This is a genomic window from Rhizobacter terrae, from assembly GCF_003852895.1.
GTDB lineage: Bacteria > Pseudomonadota > Gammaproteobacteria > Burkholderiales > Burkholderiaceae_C > Albitalea > Albitalea terrae.
Map to the genome: position 1 here is coordinate 611,567 of NZ_QUSW01000002.1, position 18,633 is coordinate 630,199.

Annotated in this window: 24 protein-coding genes; 12 read left to right on the forward strand and 12 right to left on the reverse strand. The window is 68.2% G+C overall.

All coding sequences use genetic code 11. The annotated features are described in order from the left end of the window. Positions 1–18: 18 nt before the first annotated feature. A complete protein-coding gene (locus DZC73_RS09855) occupies positions 19–435 on the reverse strand; it encodes a hypothetical protein (RefSeq protein WP_124540047.1) in 417 nt (138 codons plus the stop codon). A gap of 108 nt (positions 436–543) precedes the next feature. Here DZC73_RS09855 and DZC73_RS09860 point away from each other — a divergent pair, with 108 nt between their 5' ends. Then, positions 544–2,076: a fatty acyl-CoA reductase gene (locus tag DZC73_RS09860; protein WP_124540048.1), complete on the forward strand. Its 1,533-nt coding sequence runs from the start codon at positions 544–546 to the stop codon at positions 2,074–2,076. Between the two features lie 58 nt (positions 2,077–2,134). On the opposite strand, the gene DZC73_RS09865 is transcribed toward DZC73_RS09860, so the two are convergent. The 6 genes from DZC73_RS09865 to DZC73_RS09890 form a co-directional block, all read right to left on the reverse strand. Beyond that, positions 2,135–3,265 carry an ABC transporter substrate-binding protein gene (locus DZC73_RS09865; RefSeq protein ID WP_124540049.1) on the reverse strand — a complete coding sequence of 377 codons (1,131 nt, stop codon included), beginning with the start codon at positions 3,263–3,265 and terminating at the stop codon, positions 2,135–2,137. Between the two features lie 42 nt (positions 3,266–3,307). Next, entirely contained in the window at positions 3,308–3,748 is a 441-nt protein-coding gene (locus DZC73_RS09870) for a DUF2147 domain-containing protein (protein WP_124540050.1), read from the reverse strand. Positions 3,749–3,943: 195 nt separating this feature from the next. Next, complete coding sequence (locus tag DZC73_RS09875) at positions 3,944–4,174, reverse strand: DUF1161 domain-containing protein (protein ID WP_198414816.1); 231 nt, start codon at positions 4,172–4,174, stop codon at positions 3,944–3,946. 55 nt (positions 4,175–4,229) lie between these two features. Continuing rightward, entirely contained in the window at positions 4,230–5,057 is an 828-nt protein-coding gene (locus tag DZC73_RS09880; protein WP_124540051.1) for a substrate-binding periplasmic protein, read from the reverse strand. A 123-nt stretch (positions 5,058–5,180) separates the two neighbouring features. Continuing rightward, positions 5,181–6,131 (reverse strand): GGDEF domain-containing protein, encoded by a 951-nt coding sequence (locus DZC73_RS09885; RefSeq protein ID WP_124540052.1) that lies wholly within the window; start codon positions 6,129–6,131, stop codon positions 5,181–5,183. Positions 6,132–6,264: 133 nt separating this feature from the next. Then, on the reverse strand, positions 6,265–7,044 hold the full coding sequence (locus DZC73_RS09890; RefSeq protein ID WP_124540053.1) for a metallophosphoesterase family protein: 780 nt from the start codon (positions 7,042–7,044) through the stop codon (positions 6,265–6,267). A 105-nt stretch (positions 7,045–7,149) separates the two neighbouring features. Between DZC73_RS09890 and DZC73_RS09895 the strand changes: the two genes are divergently transcribed. The 10 genes from DZC73_RS09895 to DZC73_RS09935 all read left to right on the forward strand — a co-directional run bounded on the left by DZC73_RS09895 (position 7,150) and on the right by DZC73_RS09935 (position 12,513). Beyond that, positions 7,150–7,965 carry a nucleotidyltransferase gene (locus tag DZC73_RS09895; protein ID WP_124540054.1) on the forward strand — a complete coding sequence of 272 codons (816 nt, stop codon included), beginning with the start codon at positions 7,150–7,152 and terminating at the stop codon, positions 7,963–7,965. 63 nt (positions 7,966–8,028) lie between these two features. Next, entirely contained in the window at positions 8,029–8,433 is a 405-nt protein-coding gene (locus tag DZC73_RS09900; RefSeq protein ID WP_124540055.1) for a GFA family protein, read from the forward strand. Between the two features lie 10 nt (positions 8,434–8,443). Then, positions 8,444–9,001 (forward strand): hypothetical protein, encoded by a 558-nt coding sequence (locus tag DZC73_RS09905; RefSeq protein WP_124540056.1) that lies wholly within the window; start codon positions 8,444–8,446, stop codon positions 8,999–9,001. A 91-nt stretch (positions 9,002–9,092) separates the two neighbouring features. Then, on the forward strand, positions 9,093–9,587 hold the full coding sequence (locus tag DZC73_RS09910; RefSeq protein ID WP_124540057.1) for a hypothetical protein: 495 nt from the start codon (positions 9,093–9,095) through the stop codon (positions 9,585–9,587). Between the two features lie 61 nt (positions 9,588–9,648). Beyond that, positions 9,649–9,855 carry a hypothetical protein gene (locus tag DZC73_RS09915; RefSeq protein ID WP_124540058.1) on the forward strand — a complete coding sequence of 69 codons (207 nt, stop codon included), beginning with the start codon at positions 9,649–9,651 and terminating at the stop codon, positions 9,853–9,855. 64 nt (positions 9,856–9,919) lie between these two features. Further along, positions 9,920–10,759, forward strand: a complete 840-nt coding sequence (locus tag DZC73_RS09920; RefSeq protein ID WP_161974522.1) for an alpha/beta hydrolase — start codon at positions 9,920–9,922, stop codon at positions 10,757–10,759. A 114-nt stretch (positions 10,760–10,873) separates the two neighbouring features. Further along, positions 10,874–11,011: a hypothetical protein gene (locus DZC73_RS29665; protein WP_161974523.1), complete on the forward strand. Its 138-nt coding sequence runs from the start codon at positions 10,874–10,876 to the stop codon at positions 11,009–11,011. A gap of 48 nt (positions 11,012–11,059) precedes the next feature. After that, entirely contained in the window at positions 11,060–11,551 is a 492-nt protein-coding gene (locus DZC73_RS09925; protein ID WP_161974524.1) for a DUF3016 domain-containing protein, read from the forward strand. Between the two features lie 106 nt (positions 11,552–11,657). Further along, a complete protein-coding gene (locus DZC73_RS09930; RefSeq protein ID WP_124540061.1) occupies positions 11,658–12,104 on the forward strand; it encodes an FKBP-type peptidyl-prolyl cis-trans isomerase in 447 nt (148 codons plus the stop codon). A gap of 10 nt (positions 12,105–12,114) precedes the next feature. Continuing rightward, complete coding sequence (locus tag DZC73_RS09935) at positions 12,115–12,513, forward strand: DUF488 domain-containing protein (RefSeq protein WP_124540062.1); 399 nt, start codon at positions 12,115–12,117, stop codon at positions 12,511–12,513. Between the two features lie 10 nt (positions 12,514–12,523). Here the strand turns inward: DZC73_RS09935 and DZC73_RS09940 are convergent, their stop codons facing one another. The 4 genes from DZC73_RS09940 to minC form a co-directional block, all read right to left on the reverse strand. Beyond that, complete coding sequence (locus tag DZC73_RS09940) at positions 12,524–13,717, reverse strand: hypothetical protein (protein WP_124540063.1); 1,194 nt, start codon at positions 13,715–13,717, stop codon at positions 12,524–12,526. 64 nt (positions 13,718–13,781) lie between these two features. After that, the gene (gene minE, locus DZC73_RS09945; RefSeq protein ID WP_124540064.1) at positions 13,782–14,048 is read right to left on the reverse strand and encodes a cell division topological specificity factor MinE; all 267 of its coding nucleotides are present in this window, start codon (positions 14,046–14,048) and stop codon (positions 13,782–13,784) included. A 3-nt stretch (positions 14,049–14,051) separates the two neighbouring features. Beyond that, on the reverse strand, positions 14,052–14,864 hold the full coding sequence (gene minD, locus DZC73_RS09950) for a septum site-determining protein MinD (protein ID WP_124540065.1): 813 nt from the start codon (positions 14,862–14,864) through the stop codon (positions 14,052–14,054). 26 nt (positions 14,865–14,890) lie between these two features. Next, positions 14,891–15,649 (reverse strand): septum site-determining protein MinC, encoded by a 759-nt coding sequence (gene minC, locus DZC73_RS09955; RefSeq protein ID WP_124540066.1) that lies wholly within the window; start codon positions 15,647–15,649, stop codon positions 14,891–14,893. A gap of 387 nt (positions 15,650–16,036) precedes the next feature. Between minC and DZC73_RS09960 the strand changes: the two genes are divergently transcribed. Beyond that, entirely contained in the window at positions 16,037–16,636 is a 600-nt protein-coding gene (locus DZC73_RS09960) for a PEP-CTERM sorting domain-containing protein (protein WP_198414817.1), read from the forward strand. Positions 16,637–16,688: 52 nt separating this feature from the next. Here the strand turns inward: DZC73_RS09960 and DZC73_RS09965 are convergent, their stop codons facing one another. Next, positions 16,689–18,626: an ATP-binding protein gene (locus tag DZC73_RS09965; RefSeq protein ID WP_124540068.1), complete on the reverse strand. Its 1,938-nt coding sequence runs from the start codon at positions 18,624–18,626 to the stop codon at positions 16,689–16,691. Between the last annotated feature and the right edge of the window lie 7 nt (positions 18,627–18,633).

Sequence of the window (18,633 nt, forward strand, 5' to 3'; positions counted from 1 at the left end):
CCTGTCCTCTCCGACGATTCAGTGGCCGTGGCCGTCGTCGGGCTTCTTGGGCGGGAGCGCCATGAAGAACGGGAAGGGCATCGCGAGCATCGGAATGAACAGCGGTGCCACCGGCGTGAACAGCGCCGGCAGGCTGGACATCTGCATGACGCCGATGGAACCCTGCGCGAGCTGCGTGCCGAAGCGGATCTGCGAGACGGCCTGCTGGCGGTCGACCTGGCTGCTGAGGTCCTGCGCATTCAGCGTGGGCGCGGGCAGGTCCATGAGCGCGACCGGCAGGCCCTGCGACAGGTTCTGCAGCGAAGCCACGGGCAGACCGGCGGCGTGCACCTCGGACAGCTCGTCATCGCTCATGCGCTTGGACGGGTCGATGTCGGCGAAGGACACCAGCGGCAGGGCCAGGCTGAGGGCGGCAAGCAGTCGGGGGAAGGTCATCAGTCTCTCCGGTCGGTCTCGTCCGCGGTCTATCGGCCGGCCCCTGCACGACTTGAGTAAGCGAGTGTTTCAACGGCGCCCGGCGCCAACGTCCGCGAAAGGTTCGTGATGCAAAGCACACTGTCCGTGGCGCGCGCCTTCGCGGGCAAACGCGTCCTCATCACCGGCACCACCGGCTTCATCGCGAAGGTGGTGCTTGAAAAGCTGATCCGCGAAGTGCCCGACATCGCGAGCCTGGTGGTCGTGCTGCGCGGCAACGCAGCGCATCCGACGGCGGCGGCGCGCTTCCATGCGCAGGTGCTGTCCTCCAGCGCGTTCGACCACCTGCGCGCAACCGCGCCGGAGCGCCTGGCCGAGGCGGTCAGGCGCATGCGCTTCGTCACGGGCGAGATCACCGAGCCATGCTTCGGCCTGGCACCGCGCGACTTCGAGGAACTGGCCCGCGGCGTGGACGTGATCGTCAACGTGGCCGCCAGCGTGAACTTCCGCGAGGAGCTGGACCAGGCCCTGGCGATCAACGCGCTCGCGCTGCAGGACATCACCCGCCTGGCCCGGCTGGGTGGCGGCACGCCGCTCATCCAGGTCTCCACCTGCTACGTGCACGGCTTCCACCGCGGCGTGATCGACGAGGAGATCGCACCGCCGGCCATCGCCAAGCTGCCGCGGCACCTCGAGGGCTACTACAAGGTGGAGGCGCTCATCGAAGAGCTGCAGGGCAAGATCGCCCGCGTCAAGGAACGCGTCAGCGATCCGAAGCTGCTGTCAAAGGCGCTCATCGCCCTGGGCATCCGCGAGGCGCAAAGCCGCGGCTGGAACGACACCTACACCTTCACCAAGTGGCTGGGCGAGCAGATCGCCGCGCGGGAGATGTCGGGCGCCACGCTCACCATCGTGCGGCCGGCCATCGTGGAGAGTGCCTGGCGCGACCCGCAACCGGGCTGGATCGAGGGCATGAAGGTGGGCGATGCGATCGTGCTGGCCTACGCCCGCGGCAAGACCTCGCTGTTCCCGGCACGGCTGGAAGGCATCGCCGACATCGTGCCGGTGGACCTCGTGGCCAATGCCATCGTGCTGGCCACCGCGCAGGCCATGGCACGGCCGGGCAAGCGCCGTGTGGTGCAGGCCGGCACGAGTACGCGCAACCCGGTGAAGGTGGGCGAGTACATCCGCCTGTGCCAGACCGAAATGCGCGAGAACAGCGCGGCGTATCCGAAGCTCATCCGCAAGCCGCTGACCCGTGCGTTCCGCACCATTCCGCGGCCCTTGTTCGTCGGCTACCTCGCGGCGGCGCATGGCGCGGCGCGTGTGCTCAATACCGCCTCGCGCTGGATGGGCGCGCGCAAGAACCTCGCTGTCTTCGACGCGCTGGAAACCACGCGCGAGCTCGCGGTGGTGTTCTCGTTCTACACCGCGCCGGACTACGTCTTCGACAGTCGACGGCTGCTGGCGATGGCCTCGGAATTCTGCGAGGCCGACCGCTCGCGCTTCGACGTGGACGCGCTGGCCTTCGACTGGCCGCAGTATGTGACGAAGGTGCACCTGCCGGGGCTGGAGCGCTTTGCGGTGAAGGACCGCACGGTCGAGGCCGAACCGGAGTGCGTGGCTGCCGACTCACCCTCGCTGCAGCCTCGCCGCCTGTGACCCATGAAAAGGCCCCGACATGCGGGGCCTCTCGAATCAAGCCAGGATCATCGCCGCCTCACCGCATGAAAGTCATCCGCGGGCCGACGATGGTCGTCTCCACGAAACTGGTGCCATGGTGGTTGCCGGGGCCGAAGGCGAGGTTGATGCCGCCGTAGTCCCAGCTCTTCTGGCTTTCGATGACCTTGACCAGCGCCTCGGAGGTCACGTTCTTGCCCGTGCGCTTGAGCGCCTCCAGCAGGAAGCGCGCGAGCAGGTAGCCGCCGTAGGTGTCGTAGGCCACGGGCACCTTGGCGTGCTCGCATTCCAGCGCGAATTCGCGGGCCATGCCGGTGGTCTGGCGCCAGGGGTAGGGAATCACCTGCGTGATGGCCAGGCCGCGCGCCTCGTCGCCGAGTGCGGGCAGCATGCCCAGCGCCGTGGAGATGGTGTAGATGGGCACGCTCACGTAGTTGCGGTTGGCCTTCACGTAGCCCACCACCGACGGGCCCACCGCGATCATCAGCACCGCCTGCGGCTGCTTGGCGGCCACCGCCTGCGCGGCCGCCACGGCATCGCTGCCGTCGATGGCCAGGGGCGCGGAGCCCACGAAGGTGGCGCCCAGTTCCTTCATCGCAGCCTCGGCCACGGGCAGCATGAGCTTGCCGAACTCGTTGTTCTGGTAGACCACCGCGATGCGCGACTGGTTGAGCGTCACCAGGTTACGCACCGAATAGAACACTTCGTCCTTGAAGCTCGCCTGCGTCGTGAAGAAGTAAGGGTGGTGCCGCATGCGCAGGTTGGGCGCGCCGGTGTACACGCCCACCAGCGGCACCTTCTTCTCCGCCAGGATCGGCAGCGCGGCCCCCACGCCGGCGGTGCTGCCCAGGCCCGTCAGGGCGATCACGTTGTCGCGCTCGATGAGCGTCTTCACGTTCTCGACCGTGCGGCGGGTGTCGTAGGCATCGTCCAGCAGGATCAGGTCGACCCGGCGTCCGTTGATGCCGCCCTTGCGGTTGATCTGGTCGAAGGCCAGCTTCTCGCCCGTGAGCACGCCCTTGAAGGCATCGGCCACGGGGCCGGTGACGGGCGCGCTCTGCCCGATGACGATGGCGTCACCGGACGGCTTGGACGTGATGGGCCAGGCGGCGTTGGCGCCCATCGTGGCGATCGCCGCCCCGATGACGCGCCTGCGGTTCAGACTGTGCATGGTGTGTCCCCAACTGTTCTTCTGTCAGGCCGCTGAAGGCAATTACTCGACGCGTACCCAGGTCTGCGTGCGGCCCAGCATGGGCATGCCCACGAAGCCGCGCACTTCCAGCTTCTTGCCGCCATCCACCGGGCGCAGGCGAACCTTGTAGACCTTCCCGTTGTTCGGGTCGAGGATGTCGCCACCCGCCCACAGCGACTCTTCGTCGGCGTCCTTGGTGACGTTGCGCAGGATGGTCAGGCCCACGAGCTTCTTGTCCTTGCGCTCGTCGCTGCACTTGTCGCAGACGGCTTCGCGCTTGGAGGCGTCGGTCAGCGTCTCGATGCGGCCGCTCAGTGCGCCGCCGGCATCGCTGATGCGCACGGTCGACTTCTCGGTCTTGCCGTCGTCGTCGATGGTCTTCCACACGCCCACGGGCGTCATCTGCGCAAACGCCACCGTCGTGCCCATGGCCAGTGCCAGCAGTGCAATCACACGCTTCATGAAAATCTCCTCCGGGATGTGAATCAAAGATGCACGCGTCGCCAGCAAGGGCTTGACGCTCGACCGGGAAGATAAGGAGGAGGCTTGCTTTACGCACTGACCGTCACGGCCAAATGCTTGGCTTCGGACGTCGCACGTCCAATCGCGGGGGGCGCAGGTGCGGGGCGCCATCCCGGCGCCCCGCAGGCCCGGATGTCACTTGCCGGTGCTGTAGACGATCTTCTTGGAGCCGCGCTCGCAGCTGCCCACCACCTTCTTGTCCGCCACCTTGTCGGCCTCGACGATCTCGAGCGAGAAGTTCTTGACGTGGTTGGCTTCGAGCTTGGCGGCAATCTCGGTCTTGAGTTCCTCGCAGGACTTGCCGGAGGCGGCGAAGGCGGGCGAGATGGCGACGGCCGCGGCCGCGACGATGAACAGGCGCTTCAAGGGAATCTCCCGAGGTGGTTGTGTAGGTGCCGCGAGTCTACCGGCACGCCAGCCGTCACTTGCCATCCAGATGATGGTTCGCATTGAACTCGCGGATGGCTTCCTGCCGGATGCGTTCGGCCTGTCCGGATTGCCGCATCTTCTTGAGCTGGTGCGTCAGCGCGGACACCAGGCGCGGGTCGCTGCCTTGGCCCAGCACCGCCCACAGCGGCGTGGACAGTTCCTCGACCAGCATCACCTTCTCGAAGTCGCTGGCCTGCAGGCCGTGCTCGGCCGCGCGGTAGGCCATGCTGATCTCCGGATGGGCGAACAGGTCCACCCGGCCCAACTGCATCTTCGGGAAGTTCTGCGCGTTGTGCGGCACGGCGTCGATGACCGAGTTCTCGCCGTCCCGGCCCACGCCCTGGCGCACCAGCCACTCATGGAAGTTGCCGGAGGTCTGCACGCCGAAGCGGTAGCCCTTGTTCGTCAGCTGGCGGAAGTCCTTGACCGGTGCGACGTGGTGGCTCTTGTACGCGTAGATCCACAGCTCGTAGGGCGACACCGGCCCCAGCCAGTGGAAGAGCTTCTCGCGCTCGGGCGTGCGCGCCACCGACAGCACGATGACGTTGGGCTGCAGGCTGGCCGTCTGCAGGCCGCGCCGCAGCGGCACGAACTCCAGCGGCGCCACCTCAAGTTCGACGGAGGGGCCGACCTCCGCCAGCGCGGCAGTCATCAGCTTGAACACCACGCCGCGTGCCGCGCCGCTGGCATCGGCATATTGGAGCGGCGGGAACTGTTCGGCCAGCAGGCGCACCTTCACCGGCGCACCGTCCGCTGCGGACAATGGCGGACAGGCGAACAGCACGAGGGCGAAAGCGGCAATGGCGCGGCGCAAGGCCATGGCGTGACATCGAGCGGGGACGGCACATTCAACCACACCGCCGCCGGCACGCCGCGCCGGTTTTCAGGGAATGTTCACGGTGCAAGGCAAGGTCGCCCCACCTGCACCGAAGGCGTGCGCGCCTCAGGCCAGGTCGGCCATCTGCGTGTCGCCGGTGGAATGGGGCACGAACAGCCGCACGCTGTCGCCACCGGCCTGCTTGGCCACGTCGCAGGCGCTCCTGGCGGCGTCGAGCACCGACTCCACGGTGTCCAGCGAGCGGTGCAGCTGCACCACGCCCACGCAGCACTTCACCTTCGTGGATTGCACGCCCCAGCGCAGGCGATAGGCCGCCACCGAGGAGCGCAGCTTCTCGCCCACGAACTGCGCGTAGTGCTGGTCGCACTCGGGCAGCAGGATGCCGAAGCGGTCGTGCTCCAGGCGCGCGACCACATCGGATGCCCGGGTCTTGCTGACGAGCAGCCGGCCCAGCAGGTACAGGAAGCGGTCGGCGGCCTCGGGCTCGAAGCGCGAGGTCACCTCGGCGAAACGGTCGATGTCCACCCACAGCACGGACACCGGCAGGCGGCGCTGGCTGCCCACGTGGTCGGCCACGCGGCGCTCGAACTCGCGCAGGTTGGCCAGCTCCGTCACCGGGTCATGCCGGCTGCCCCAGCGCGGCTGCAGCCGCTGCTGGCGCGCCAGCGTCACGTCCTCGACGATCCACATCGTGTCGTCGTCCTGGGCCGTCCACTGCACGGGCTGCGCCTGCAGGCGGCCCCAGAAGCGGCTGCCGTCGCGGCGCACGAATTCGACTTCCTCGTCCAGCGGGCGGCCCGCGGCAAAGGCCGTGGCCATCCGCTCGTTCTGCATGGAATGCGCCGCAGGAGACACATGCGAGCCCGCCACGCCCTGCCCCGCCAGGCCTGCGCCGTCTTCATGCCCGAACAGGTGGTTCATCGCGTCGCTGACCACCTCGAAGCGCTGGTTGCGCACGAACGCCGTCGCCAGCGGGGCGTGGTCCAGCAGGGCACGCAGCCGCAGCAAGGCGCCGGCTTCACCGGCAATGAGTTCGGGGCGGGTCTTGGTGTCCATGGATGCAGTCTCCGGCAGCTTGCAGGTTCTCCCGGGATGGTGCGGGTTTCCCAGGCCTGGCAAAGGCGGGAAGTGAGCGCGGAAGACCCGCCACTTGATGGCTTCGAGTGCCGTTGAAGTTTCTACACGCCCGTCAGCCTGCCGCTGCAACGGCGACCGGTTCGGGTGCGGCCTCCTGCCAGGCCACCTCCAGCACCCTGAAGCCCTTGCCGTCACCGGTGCGGGTGAGCAAGGGCCTGGCCACGTTGTAGACCGGCACGCCGCCCACGGTCCTGCCCTCGGGCGTGCCGCGATGCGCATGTCCATGGACCACCCAGTCCACCGGGTAGCGCACCAGCGGATCCTCCAGCCGGCTGCTGCCGAGGAAGGGAAAGATCTCCATCGGCTCGCCTTCCACGGTGGCGGCGATGGGCGAGTAGTGCAGCAAGGCAATGCGCCTGGGCGTGCGCAGCTTGGCCAGGGCGGACTCCAGCTTCAGCGCCTCGTTGATGGCCTCCTGCACGAACAGCTTGATGGCCTGCTCGCCCCAGGGGCCGAGCGAGCCGCGCCCGAAGCCTCCGCAAAATCCCTTGGCCCCGGCGATGCCCACGCCCAGCACCTCCACCGCCTCGCCATCGAGCACCTGCACGCCAACTCCGTTGAGGATGCGCCGCACCTCGTCGGGCGTGCCGGATTCGAAGTCGTGGTTGCCCAGCACCGCCACCATGGGCACGGACACCACGCTGAGCTCGTCGGCCAGCACCTTGGCTTCGGCCGAGGTGCCGTAGTCGGTGAGGTCGCCACACAGCAGGAGGGCATCGGCCGCCTCGCTCGCTTGCGCGAAGAAGCCGCGCAAGGTGCCGGCCGAATCCTTGGTGCAGTGGATGTCGCCCACTGCGGCAAACCTCACGGTGTCGGGGCGGGCTTCAGGCATGCACGGTCCTCTTCAGTGGAAGTCGTTGATGGACACCGGCAATCGGCACGCCCGGTGTCAGGGCATGCCCATTGCCACACCCGGGAAACTCTTGGCACACACCCCATGGCAGCAGTCTTCACGGGTCATGCGCCCGACGACGAGATCGAATCCGACACGGCCGGCTTCTACCGGCAGGTGTTGCAAACCCTGGCGGGCGACGGCATTGCGTTCATGGTGGGCGGCGCCTTCGCGTTCGCGCACCACACAGGCCTCCACCGCGACACCAAGGACCTGGACCTGTTCATCCGCCGCGCGGACTTCGAGCGCGTGGCCGCCTTGATGAACCGGCACGGCTTGCACACCGAACTCACCTTTCCGCACTGGCTGGGCAAGGTGCATCAGCACGATCGCTTCGTGGACCTCATCTTCAACTCGGGCAACGGCCTGTCGCCGGTGGACGACGACTGGTTCGCCCACGCCGACGAGTCGCAGGTGCTGGGAGAGACGGTGAAGGTCTGCCCGGCCGAGGAGAACGTGTGGACCAAGGCCTTCATCATGGAGCGCGAGCGCTACGACGGCGCCGACGTGGCACACCTGCTGCGGGCCTGCGCGCACCGGCTGGACTGGATGCGCCTGCGCAACCGCTTCGGCCCGCACTGGCGCGTGCTGCTCAGCCACCTGGTGCTGTTCGGCTTCATCTACCCTGCCGAGCGCGGGCTCGTGCCGCCGTGGCTGATGCATGAATTGATGGACAGGCTGCGGCATGAATGCCAGACACCTGCGCCGCCCACCGACGTCTGCGCCGGCACCTTGCTCTCGCGCGAGCAGTACCTGACCGACACCCGCGAACACGGCTATGTGGACGGCCGCGTGCCCTTCGGCACGATGACCGACCAGGACGTCGCCACCTGGACGCAAGCCATCCCGCATCGCTCCTGACAAGACGATGTCAGGAGCACCGGCCTACAGTGACTGGATCACTGGCCATCACAGGGAAAGCCCATGCTCAAGACCTACCACGGCAGCTGCCACTGCGGCGCGGTTCGCTACGAAGCCGACATCGACCTGCAGGCAGAAACGCATCGCTGCAACTGCTCGTTCTGCGCCAAGGCGCGCAATTGGGGCGCGACCATCAAGCCGTCGGCGTTCAGGCAGTTGGCGGGCGAAGACGCGCTCACCGAGTACACCTTCAACTCCAGGTCGGCGCGGCATCTGTTCTGCAAGCATTGCGGCGGCCGGCCGTTCTCGCGCGGCGACGTGCCGGAGATCGGCGGCGCCTACGTGTCGGTCAACATCGCCTGCATCGACGACATCAGCCAGGAAGAGCTGGGCCGGCTGCCGGTGAAGTACATGAACGGCCGCGACAACGACTGGTGGCACGCGCCGGCCCACACCGCGCACCTGTAAGCTGCGGCCCATGCCGCTCATCGACCGCTTTCTTCCGCACTACCAGTTCAGCGAACGCCACGAGATCCGCATCCGCGCACCGGCGGCCCGGGTGCTGGACCTGGCCTGCAAGGTCGACATGGCGGACGACCCGGTCGTGGCCGGGCTGCTGCGGCTGCGCGGCATGCCTGGCCGCATCGGTGCAGCATTCGGCCGCACGCCGCAGCCCGACCAATGGCGTGGGTTCGGCCTGCACAACTTCACACCCCTGGGTCGCGACGCCGACCGCGAGGTCGCCTTCGGCCTCATTGGCCAGTTCTGGCAGTCCACCGGCGGCCTGGTGCCCACGCCCACGGCCGATGCATTCGCCGCCTTCGACCAGCCCGGCGTGGCCAAGCTGGTGATGAACTTCGTGGCCCATGCGGACGGCCACGCCACCCGACTGCAGACCCGCACCCACGTGCACTGCCCCGACGCCGCCACAGTCAGGCGTTTCCGGCCGTACTGGCTGCTCATCCGCCCGGCCAGCGGCTGGATTCGCCGCCGGGCGCTGGCGCGGGTCAAGGCGCTGGCGGAATCCGGCACCTGATCGCCACGGACCACGGCACAATGGCCTTCGGGAGCGGGGGCGCCGAGTCGTGTGCCTGCGCACAGACACACCACACGGAAGCGAATCCGCCATGAGAGCGATCCACGCATTTCTCGTCCTGTCCGCATTCGCGGCAGGCGCCGCACAGGCACAGAACCTCAACCTGAAAGGCGACAAGGTGTTGCCTCTCACGCGCGACGAGCTGCGCTCGTGCATGGATTGGGAAGACGGCATCAACGAGCGCGGGTCCAAGCTGGACGCCCAGTTGCGCGAGCTGGATGCGGAGTCGGTGGGCATCAGCAAGGCCGCTCAGGCGCTGTCGGATGAATTGCGGACAGTCGATGCCAGCGATCCCCTGGCCGTCGATGCGTACAACGTGAAGTCGCGTGCGCACGACGGGCGGGTGAATGCCTACAACAAGCGCACCGACGCCCACAACGAACAGGTGAAGGCCCAGAACAAGGAGCACGCCGACTGGATGGCGCGCTGCGCCACGCGCACCTTCAAGCACTCCGACAAGGAGTCCATCCTGAAGGAGCGCAAGCGGCAGACGACGCAGTCGGATGCCGCCATGCCGCGCGGCTGAAACTGCCGCGCAGGCGCGCCGATTGCCGGCACGGGGGGCATCCCTTTCCCAGGAGACCCGCATGCCCAAGGACACCACCCCGCCCAACCTCGAAGACAAGGTTGATCCCGACGCGATGGAGCGAGCGCGGGCCGACGAGGCCGCCAAGTCCAAGCCGCGCAAGCGCAAGGCGCCAGACGACAACGCGCTGGAATCCATCGGCAAGGCCGTGTCAGCGCCGGTCCTCGGTGCGGCCGATGAGGATCCGGACGATCCGTCCAAGCCCTGAACCGGCGTTCTGAACCGGCGCCCGAGGCGCCACAATGAGGGCCTCGCCAACCGACGGGGCCCTCATGCCTGCATGCCGCCTCGCCGCGACACTGGTCGCGGCATTTGCCCTGCTCCTGCTTGCCTCCTGCTCGCCATCGGCCAACGGCAGCGGCGTCACCATGCGCACGCTCGCCTACGGGCCGCTGCCGCAGCAGCAGGCCGATGTGTACGAGCCGGCATCGCCGCCTGCCTCCGCGGCTTCACGTCCCGTCGCCTTGCTCATCCACGGCGGCGGCTGGGTGGCCGGCAGCCGCAGCGAGTTCGGCGACATGGCGCGCTGGCTGGCCCAGCAGGGCATGGTGCCCATCGCCATCGACTACCGCTTCGTGACGCAGGCCACCTGGCCCGCGCAGGCCGACGACGTGGAGCGCGCCGTCTGGTGGCTGCGCGAGAACGCGCAGGCCCTGCATGCCGATCCGTCACGCGTCGTCGCCATCGGCGGCTCGGCGGGCGGCCACCTGGCGGCCTGGCTGGGCACGACGGATCATCCCAGCCCCAAGGGCACGCCCAGTCGCGTGAATGCCGTCGTGTCGATGTGGGGGCCGTGGGACCTCACCGCCACCAACGTGCGCGAGGACGGCAAGAACATGATCGCCGCCCTCATGGGCAGCCGCCCGGCGCAGGAGGCATCGCCGCTGTACCGCATCGACGCCCGCACCGCGCCGACGATGCTGATCCACGGCACGCGTGACGAGCTGGTACCGCCCGACCAGTCCACCCATGCCTGCGAGGTGCTGCGCGCCGCCAAGGTCGAATGCGACCTCCTGCTGCTCGAAGGCGAAGGCCACGGACTCACGTCGAAGAACCCCGACCTCCGTCCAGTGATCGAGCGCCTGTCGGCCTTCCTTGGCCGGCACCGCTGAATGCGTCGCCCCTGCCCACACCTTTGACCCCAGCACCACGAGCCCTTCCAGTTGCCAGTGGGCGGCCAAGCGCCTAGGGTTGATGCTGTGCGAGCGATTGCCAAGGAGCGTCTCATGGCCACCCTGCCCGGTCAGCCCCATCCTGACGATTCGGACCAGAACAGCCTGCCCGTGGAACCGGAATTCGCACCGGTCGTGCCGGCCGAGCCCACGGACGGCGAGCATGAACCGGTGCCCAAGCCGGGCGAGTGAAACCATGCGCCGGTGATGGGATCACAATGGCTGGAAAAGGAGCCGATCATGAGACACACCCCTCTCGCGCTGATGCTCTCGCTGGTCCTGGCCGGTACCAGTGCCGCCCAGGCCGGCACGGTCACCGTGGCCTACACCGGCGACGTGCAGCAATACGCCGACGCGGGCGCCACGCCCTGGGACCGCGACACCAACCTGAAGGACCTTCAGAACTTCCTCCAGGCCCTCGGGCCGAAGTACCTGCCGGTTGACCGCAGCGTGCGCATCGAGGTGCTGGACGTGGATCTGGCAGGCGACGTGAAGCCCGTGCGCCTGCGCAGCGATGAACGCATCGTCCGCGGCCGGGCCGACTGGCCGCGCATCACGCTGCGCTACACCGTGTCCACCGGCGCCCAGGTGCTGCAAAGCGCGGAAGAAACCGTGTCCGACATGGGCTACCTGCAGCACCTGACCGGCTTGAAAGCCTACGACTCCCTGCCCTACGAGAAGCGCATGCTGGAGGCCTGGTTCAAGCAACGGTTTGTGTCGTCCGGCGACTGAACATTTCACGACTGTCGGCATTGCCCCACGCTCGTTGCACGCACCGATTGCAGGATCGGCGCGCGCGGCGATGATCGTGGTTTTGCACCACACGGGCACTGCCTCCATGAAATTCAAGACCTGTCTCGCCACGCTGGCCCTGGCCGGCGTTTTCGCCTCGTCCGCCGCCATCGCCCAGGCCGATCCGGCCCTGGCCGCCGCGGCCAAGGAAGCCGGCGCGGTGACCACGCCCTCCGGCCTGGTGTATCGCTCGATCAAAGAAGGCGACGGCCCGAGTCCCAGCGCCACCGACAAGGTGCGCGTGCACTACCGCGGCACCTTCCCCGATGGCCGCGAGTTCGACAGCTCCTACAAGACCAACAGCCCGGCCGAATTCCCGCTGAACCGCGTCATCAAGTGCTGGACCGAAGGCGTGCAGAAGATGAAGGTGGGCGGCAAGGCCAAGCTCACCTGCCCGGCATCCATCGCCTACGGCGAGCGCGGCGCGGGCGGAGTGATTCCGCCCAACGCCACCTTGCAGTTCGAGGTGGAGTTGCTGGCCATCGCCAAGTAAGCATCGCGCCGTGGCCATCCGCATCGTGAGGCTGGGCGAGCCGCGCGCCAAGGACGAAGGCCTGCGGGTGGGCACGGTGCGGCGCCCGCCGCGCGGCGTGCCCAAGTCGGAATTCGCCTCGCGCGACTTCTACGACGTGTGGCTGCCCAACCTTTCGCCCAGCGCCGAGCTGGTGGCCTCGGCCCTGGACGCCGCCGCGGCGAAGGACAAGGCCGGATGGAAGAAGTTCACCTCCGCCTTCCGCAAGGAGATGGCGGCGCCGGACGCTTCGCACGTGCTGGAACTGCTGGTGGCGATGTCCAGGCAGGCCAATCTCTCGGTGGGCTGCTACTGCGAGGACGAAGCCTGGTGCCATCGCAGCGTGCTGCGGGAGCTGCTGGCCGAACGCGGTGCAGACGTGAAGGCTTGAGCGCCCCGGGCTATTCGTCGTCGAGGTAGTCCGGTCGCGAATCGTCGCCTGCCACCAGGGTGTTGCCCAGGCCCAGCAGCTCGCGGGCTTCGTGCAGGCTGGCCAGCTCCTTGGGCGAGCGGCGGCGGCGGCTGAGGTGGTCCTGGATCTCCCAGACCAGGTCGATCAGTTCGCTGCGCGACTGCGCGCTGCGCACGCGCATGAAGGTGCGGGCGCTGAACACCGGGGCATCCAGGCGCAGCGCATCGGTGAGGTGGTCGCGCACGCGCTGCAGCAGCCGCGCCTCCTCGCCGTCGGCGATGGGCAGGTGGATGTCCAGCGCTGGCTTGGGCGGTTCCACCGGGACGGGCTTCGCCACGGGCTTGCGTGGCGCGGGGTCATGCAGCACCGGGTCGATCAGCGTCGGCCCCTGCGTCGAGGCCACGGCGCCAACTTGCGGCGGCACGACCGGCTCCAGCAGCACCGGCACGTGCCGGGTCGACTTGCGTCCGGACGACTTGGCCGAGCGCCCCTTGGCGGCTTTCGACGTGAGCCGCTCGGAGGTGATCAGGACCGTCGCCTTCGGCTCCACTTCCAAGGCCGGTGCGAGCGGCTTGCGCTTGACGGCAGGCACAGCCTCGGCGGCGGGTACCGGCGCACGCCGCTGCACCGCATCGGCGCTGGGCGGCCCGGGCAGGCGCTGGGTGCGCTCGAACGGGTCTTCCGCCGTGATCTTGAGCACCGGCAGCTTGGCCGGATCGGGAATGAAGCGCTCCGTCTGGCGGACCGTGCGCTCGAACGGGTCCTCGGGCAGGTCCCGCAGCACCGGCAGGTCCGGCACGGCCACACGGCGAACCTCCACCACGGGGGGCGGAGGCGGCGGCAACGGTGGCAGCGCTTCGCCGCCGGCCGCGTCGGGAATCTCCTGCGGCACCACCACCAGCTCCACACTCGTCAACGCGGCTTCGTCGGTCAGCACGGGAATGGCCGGGAGTTCCGGCGGCGTCGGGTCGGGCGGCAACTCCACCAGGCCCATGCGCAGCAAGTCCTCGAAATGCTGCGTCGCCGCACCGGCCTTGTGGGCCAGCATCAGCACCTCGGCCAACGGGCGGCGCCCGTCGATCAGGAACAGCAGCGTGCGATGCCGCTGCCCCAGTTTCTGGGCGCGGGAACGCAATTCCTCATGGCCGAGCGGCGTCTTGAAGGGAACGGTGGAAGTGGGCATGTCCAGCGGTATTGGGCCCTACGATGCCCCTGTCGGCGCCGTCCGTCAAATCCCGGGCAGCGCGCTAGCGGGCGGGCCTGGCTTCAGGCAGTTCGATCTTGACCTCCAGCACCTCCAGGTTGTCCTGGCGTTCCAGGTGCACCTTGATGTCGTCGGGATTGATGGACACGTACTTCGAGATCACCGCGACCAGCTCCTTCTGCAGGTCGGCCAGGTAGTCGGGCCGGCGCGTGCGGTCGTTGCGCTCATGGGCGAGGATGATCTGCAGCCGCTCCTTCGCGACCGAGGCCGTCCGCTTCTTTTCGCCCAGCAGGAAAGACAACAGCGACATGCATCACCTCCCGAACAGGCGCTTGAAGAAGCCCTGCTTGGCGGCGTCGACGAAGCGCATGGGCCGGTCTTCGCCAAGGAAGCGCGCCACCACGTCCTTGTAGGCCTCGGACACGTCCGTGCCCTTGAGGTGGATGGCCGGCAAGCCCTGGTTGGACGCGTCCAGCACCGTCTCGGATTCGGGCACCACGCCGATCAGCGGCGTGCGCAGGATCTCCTGGATGTCGTCCAGCGAGAGCATCTGCCCGCCTTCGACGCGGGTGGGGTTGTAGCGGGTGATGAGCAGGTGCTCCTTGATGGGCTCCTTGCCTTCGATGGCCCGCTTGGTCTTGCTGCTGAGCATGCCCAGGATGCGGTCCGAATCGCGCACCGACGACACCTCGGGGTTGGTGACGATCAGCGCCTCGTCGGCGAAGTGCATGGCCATCAGCGCGCCGGTCTCGATGCCGGCGGGCGAGTCGCACACGATGTACTCGAAGTCCATCTCGGCGAGTTCCTTGAGCACGCGCTCCACGCCGTCCTGCGTCAGGGCTTCCTTGTCGCGCGTCTGCGAGGCGGCCAGCACGTACAGCTTGTCGACCTGCTTGTCCTTGATGAGCGCCTGGTTGAGGTTGGCCTCGTTGTGGATGACGTTGATGAGGTCATACACCACGCGCCTCTCGCAGCCCATGATGAGGTCCAGGTTGCGCAGGCCGACGTCGAAGTCGATGACGGCGGTCTTGTGGCCCGCCAGCGCGAGGCCCGTGGAGAAGCTGGCACTGGTGGTCGTCTTGCCCACGCCTCCCTTGCCGGAGGTGACGACGATGATCTTGGCCATCGGTTGAAGGTCCTTCCAAAAACGATTCAGAGTTTCAAAGGCTGGACGACGAGCTTCTCGCCGTCCAGCCGCACTTGGGCGGGCTTGCCGTGCACGTCGGCAGGCAGCGCGGTGTCGGTGGTGCGGTAGGTGCCTGCGATGGACACGAGCTGGGGCTCCATGCAGGTACTGAAGATGCGGGCGGACGTGTCGCCCTTGGCGCCGGCCACCGCACGGCCGCGCAGCGGGGCGTAGACGTGGATGCTGCCGTCGGCGATGACCTCCGCGCCGAAGTTCACCACCGCGAGCACGACCAGGTCGCCGCCGCGGGCGTAGACCTGCTGGCCCGAGCGCAGGGGCTTGTCGACGATGAGCGTGGGGCGTGCGGCAGGCTCGGCAGCCGCCGGCTCGGCGGCGGGCACCTCGACGATGCGCTCCACCACCCGCTCGACGACGCGCGGCTGCGGCGCCGGGCCGTCGGGCGGTGCCTCCACCAGGCCGGCGGCGCTGGCGGCCTCCATCTGTGCCGGGCTGCCGCCCTTGGCCGCGATGGGGCGCAGCTTGTAGCGCTGCATCAGGTCCACGAGTGCGGGGAAGTCGATGTCCTCGGTGGACTCGGCCACGGCGCCCAGGTCCACGACCACGGGGTCGTGGTCGAAGAGTTCGGGCGTGTCGCCGAAACGCGCGGCGAACTCAGCCTCCAGCGCCTTCACGTCCGTGGTGCGCAACAACAGCGCCACGAGGGTGAGCGACGCGCTCTTGAGGTCGAAGACAGCAGGGACGGGAGCGGTCGGAACGGCGGCCATGTGGGGTGAGAGCAGCCCGGAACGTAGACGGAGGAAACGCGCGAGTGTACCGGGACGCGGCGACTGCCCTGTGTCCGGCCGAAACGCCGAAATCCCTACCGGGATTCGGTAAGAAATTCTTTCAGCGCACACACCTGCGCAGGGGTTTGAAACCGCGTCGCCAACCCCGGCGGCTCTCCCTCGTGCAGAGGGAGAAACCGACACCGGGCAAAGCGCCCATCCGGCCCCTCCAACCTGTAACGACGCCCCCGAAATGCGGGGGATTTGGTTACTTGGGCCTGACGCTTGCCATGGTCTTGCCGTGGGCAGAAGGCCGGCTCCATGGACCTCCGGCCGCTGGGGCCCACGTCGTATTGGCTGTTCATTCAAGAGGAGACTTCCATGGGCATGAAGACCGCTCTCGCTGCGTCCGCCATCGCTCTGCTCAGCAGTGCCGCGTCGGCGCAAATTTCGTTCACCACCACGGGCAGCGTGAGCTTCACGCAGCTGTTCAACCCGGACGGCGGCGTGTTCGCATCGGGCGCCTACACCTCCGGCGACACGGGGTATTTCACGGCAGATACCGATGGCCGCTTCTCGCTGACCTACCTGGGCCAGGAGTCGACCTATGACGACGGCGTGCGCATCGTCTCCAACGGCATGGCGCTGCATGAGAGCGATGCGATCGGCACGAGCATCGTCGGCGACATGACCACCGGCGGGATGCTGGACTTCACGTTCTTCGCCTCGGGCGGCGACGACGTGGCCAACGGCGTGGTGACGACGGGGCACTCCACCTTCGCGGTGCTGGGCCGCAACGTCACGACCTCCGCCGGCACCTTCGCCTACATCGTGGGCTACAACGACAGCTACCGCCACGACGACTGGGACGACTTCGTGATCGGCATCAACCCGATGGCGCCGGTGCCCGAGCCCTCCAGCTACGCGCTGCTGCTGGCCGGACTGGGCGTGATCGGCTTCGCCGCGCGCCGCCGCCTGGGCCGCTGAACCAAGCACACCGAGGAGGCCTCGCTCCAGCCCATCCGTTCGGGCTGGCTCGTCAGGTCCACTCGATGCGCAGTTCCCGCCCCAGCACGGCCAGCATCTCGTCGCGCACGATGGGCTTGGCCACGAAGGCGTTGGCCCCGGCCGCGATGCACTCGCTGGCATCGGTGTTCGACGCATTGGCCGAGATCGCGATGATGGGCACGCCACCAAAGCCCGGCAGCTCGCGGATGCGCCGCGTGGCGGCAATGCCGTCCATCTGCGGCATGGCGATGTCGGTGACGATCGCATCGGGCCGCGAACGGCTCACCTCCTGCACCAGTTCCGCGCCGTCGCGGGCCTCGCGCACCTCGAAGCCGAGCATGCCCAGCATGTCCACCAGCATCGCACGGTTGCCTGCCACGTCGTCGGCCACCACCACCGTCTTGCGCGGTCCGGCATAGCCCGACACCATCGGACTCATCGGCCTGGCCGCGGGGGCTTCCTCCAGCACCGACACCGGCAGGTCGAACCAGAAGCGGCTCCCCTTGCCCGGCGTGCTGCGCACGTGCACGTCGGTGTCCATCATGCGCAGCAACTGCCGCACGATGGCCAGCCCCAGCCCGGTGCCGCCGAAGCGCCGGTGCGCCTCGCCCACTTGGTGGAAGGGCTCGAAGATGCGCTCCTGCTCGTCGGCCGCGATGCCCACGCCGCTGTCGCGCACCTCGAAGCGCAGCACCGCGCGCACGCCGGCATCGGGCAGGCGCTGCACCGCGAGCGTCACCTCGCCCTGGTCGGTGAACTTCACCGCATTGCCCAGCAGGTTCAACAGCACCTGGCGCAGGCGCTTTTCGTCGGCCTGGATCTTGGCCGGCATGAGTGCCGCGCGCTGCAGCGTGAAAGCCACCGCCTTCTCGTCGGCCTTCACGCGGATGATGTCGGCGATGCCGCGCAGGAACACCTCCAGGTCGAGCGGCTGCATCTGCAGGTCCACCGCGCCCGCCTCGATCTTGGACAGGTCCAGGATGTCGATGATCAGCGTCAGCAGGTGCTCGCCGCTGGTCTGGATGGTGTCCAGCCCGATCATGCGGCGGTCCTCGGTGATGTTGCGGTTCATCTTGAGGATCTGCGCATAGCCCAGGATGGCGTTCAGCGGTGTGCGCAGCTCGTGGCTCATGCGCGCGAGGAAGTTGCTCTTGGCCTGGTTGGCCACCTCGGCGCGTTCCTTGGCCACCTGCAGCTCGGCGGTGCGGCTGGCCACCAGCTCCTCCAGGTGGTCGCGGTGGGCCTTGAGCGCCGCCTCGGCATCGGCGCGGCGCGCCAGCTCGGCGGCCAGCCGCTGGCGCATGGCGCTGAAGGCCTGGGCCAGGTCATCCAGCTCGTCGGGGCGGTGCCTCGGGCCGCGGTCCAGCGTCAGCTCATGGCCGTCGAGCTTTTCCACGCTCAGCTCGCCGGCATGCTGGGCGAGGCGTTCCAGGTGGCTCGTGACCCAGCGGGTGACGATGAACAAGATGAACATCGCGATCAGCAAGGTCTTCAGGCCCTGCGTCGCGAGGATGACCATGGTGCGGTCCACCAGCCGCTCGTACACGCCGCCCAGACCCACCTTGACGGTGAGCGTGCCCAGCTGCGACTTGGAGGCGTTGGGCGCCACCAGCGTGTACTGCCTCTCGAGGAAGCGGCCCTTGGGCGTCTCGCCGGCCCACACATGCTCGCCGGCCAGCCCCGACACCTCGGCATGCTGCACGTCGCGCATCTTCAGGATGCCGTCCAGCTGCAGGCGGATCTGGTTGGTGTCGAAGGACCACAGGCTGCTGGCCAGGCTGGCGCGGTAGGAGCGATCGATCTGCTCGAACTCGGCGTCGATCTCGCCCAGGTCGCGCGAGTAGTCGAGGTACAGCTGGATGCCCGTGGCGAAAAGCGCCAGCACCGTGCTGGCCAGCACGATGGCCCCCAGCAGGCGCGGGGCCAGCCGGCGGCCGCGTCGCGGCGTGGTGGGCGCAGCGGGGGTCATCGCAAGA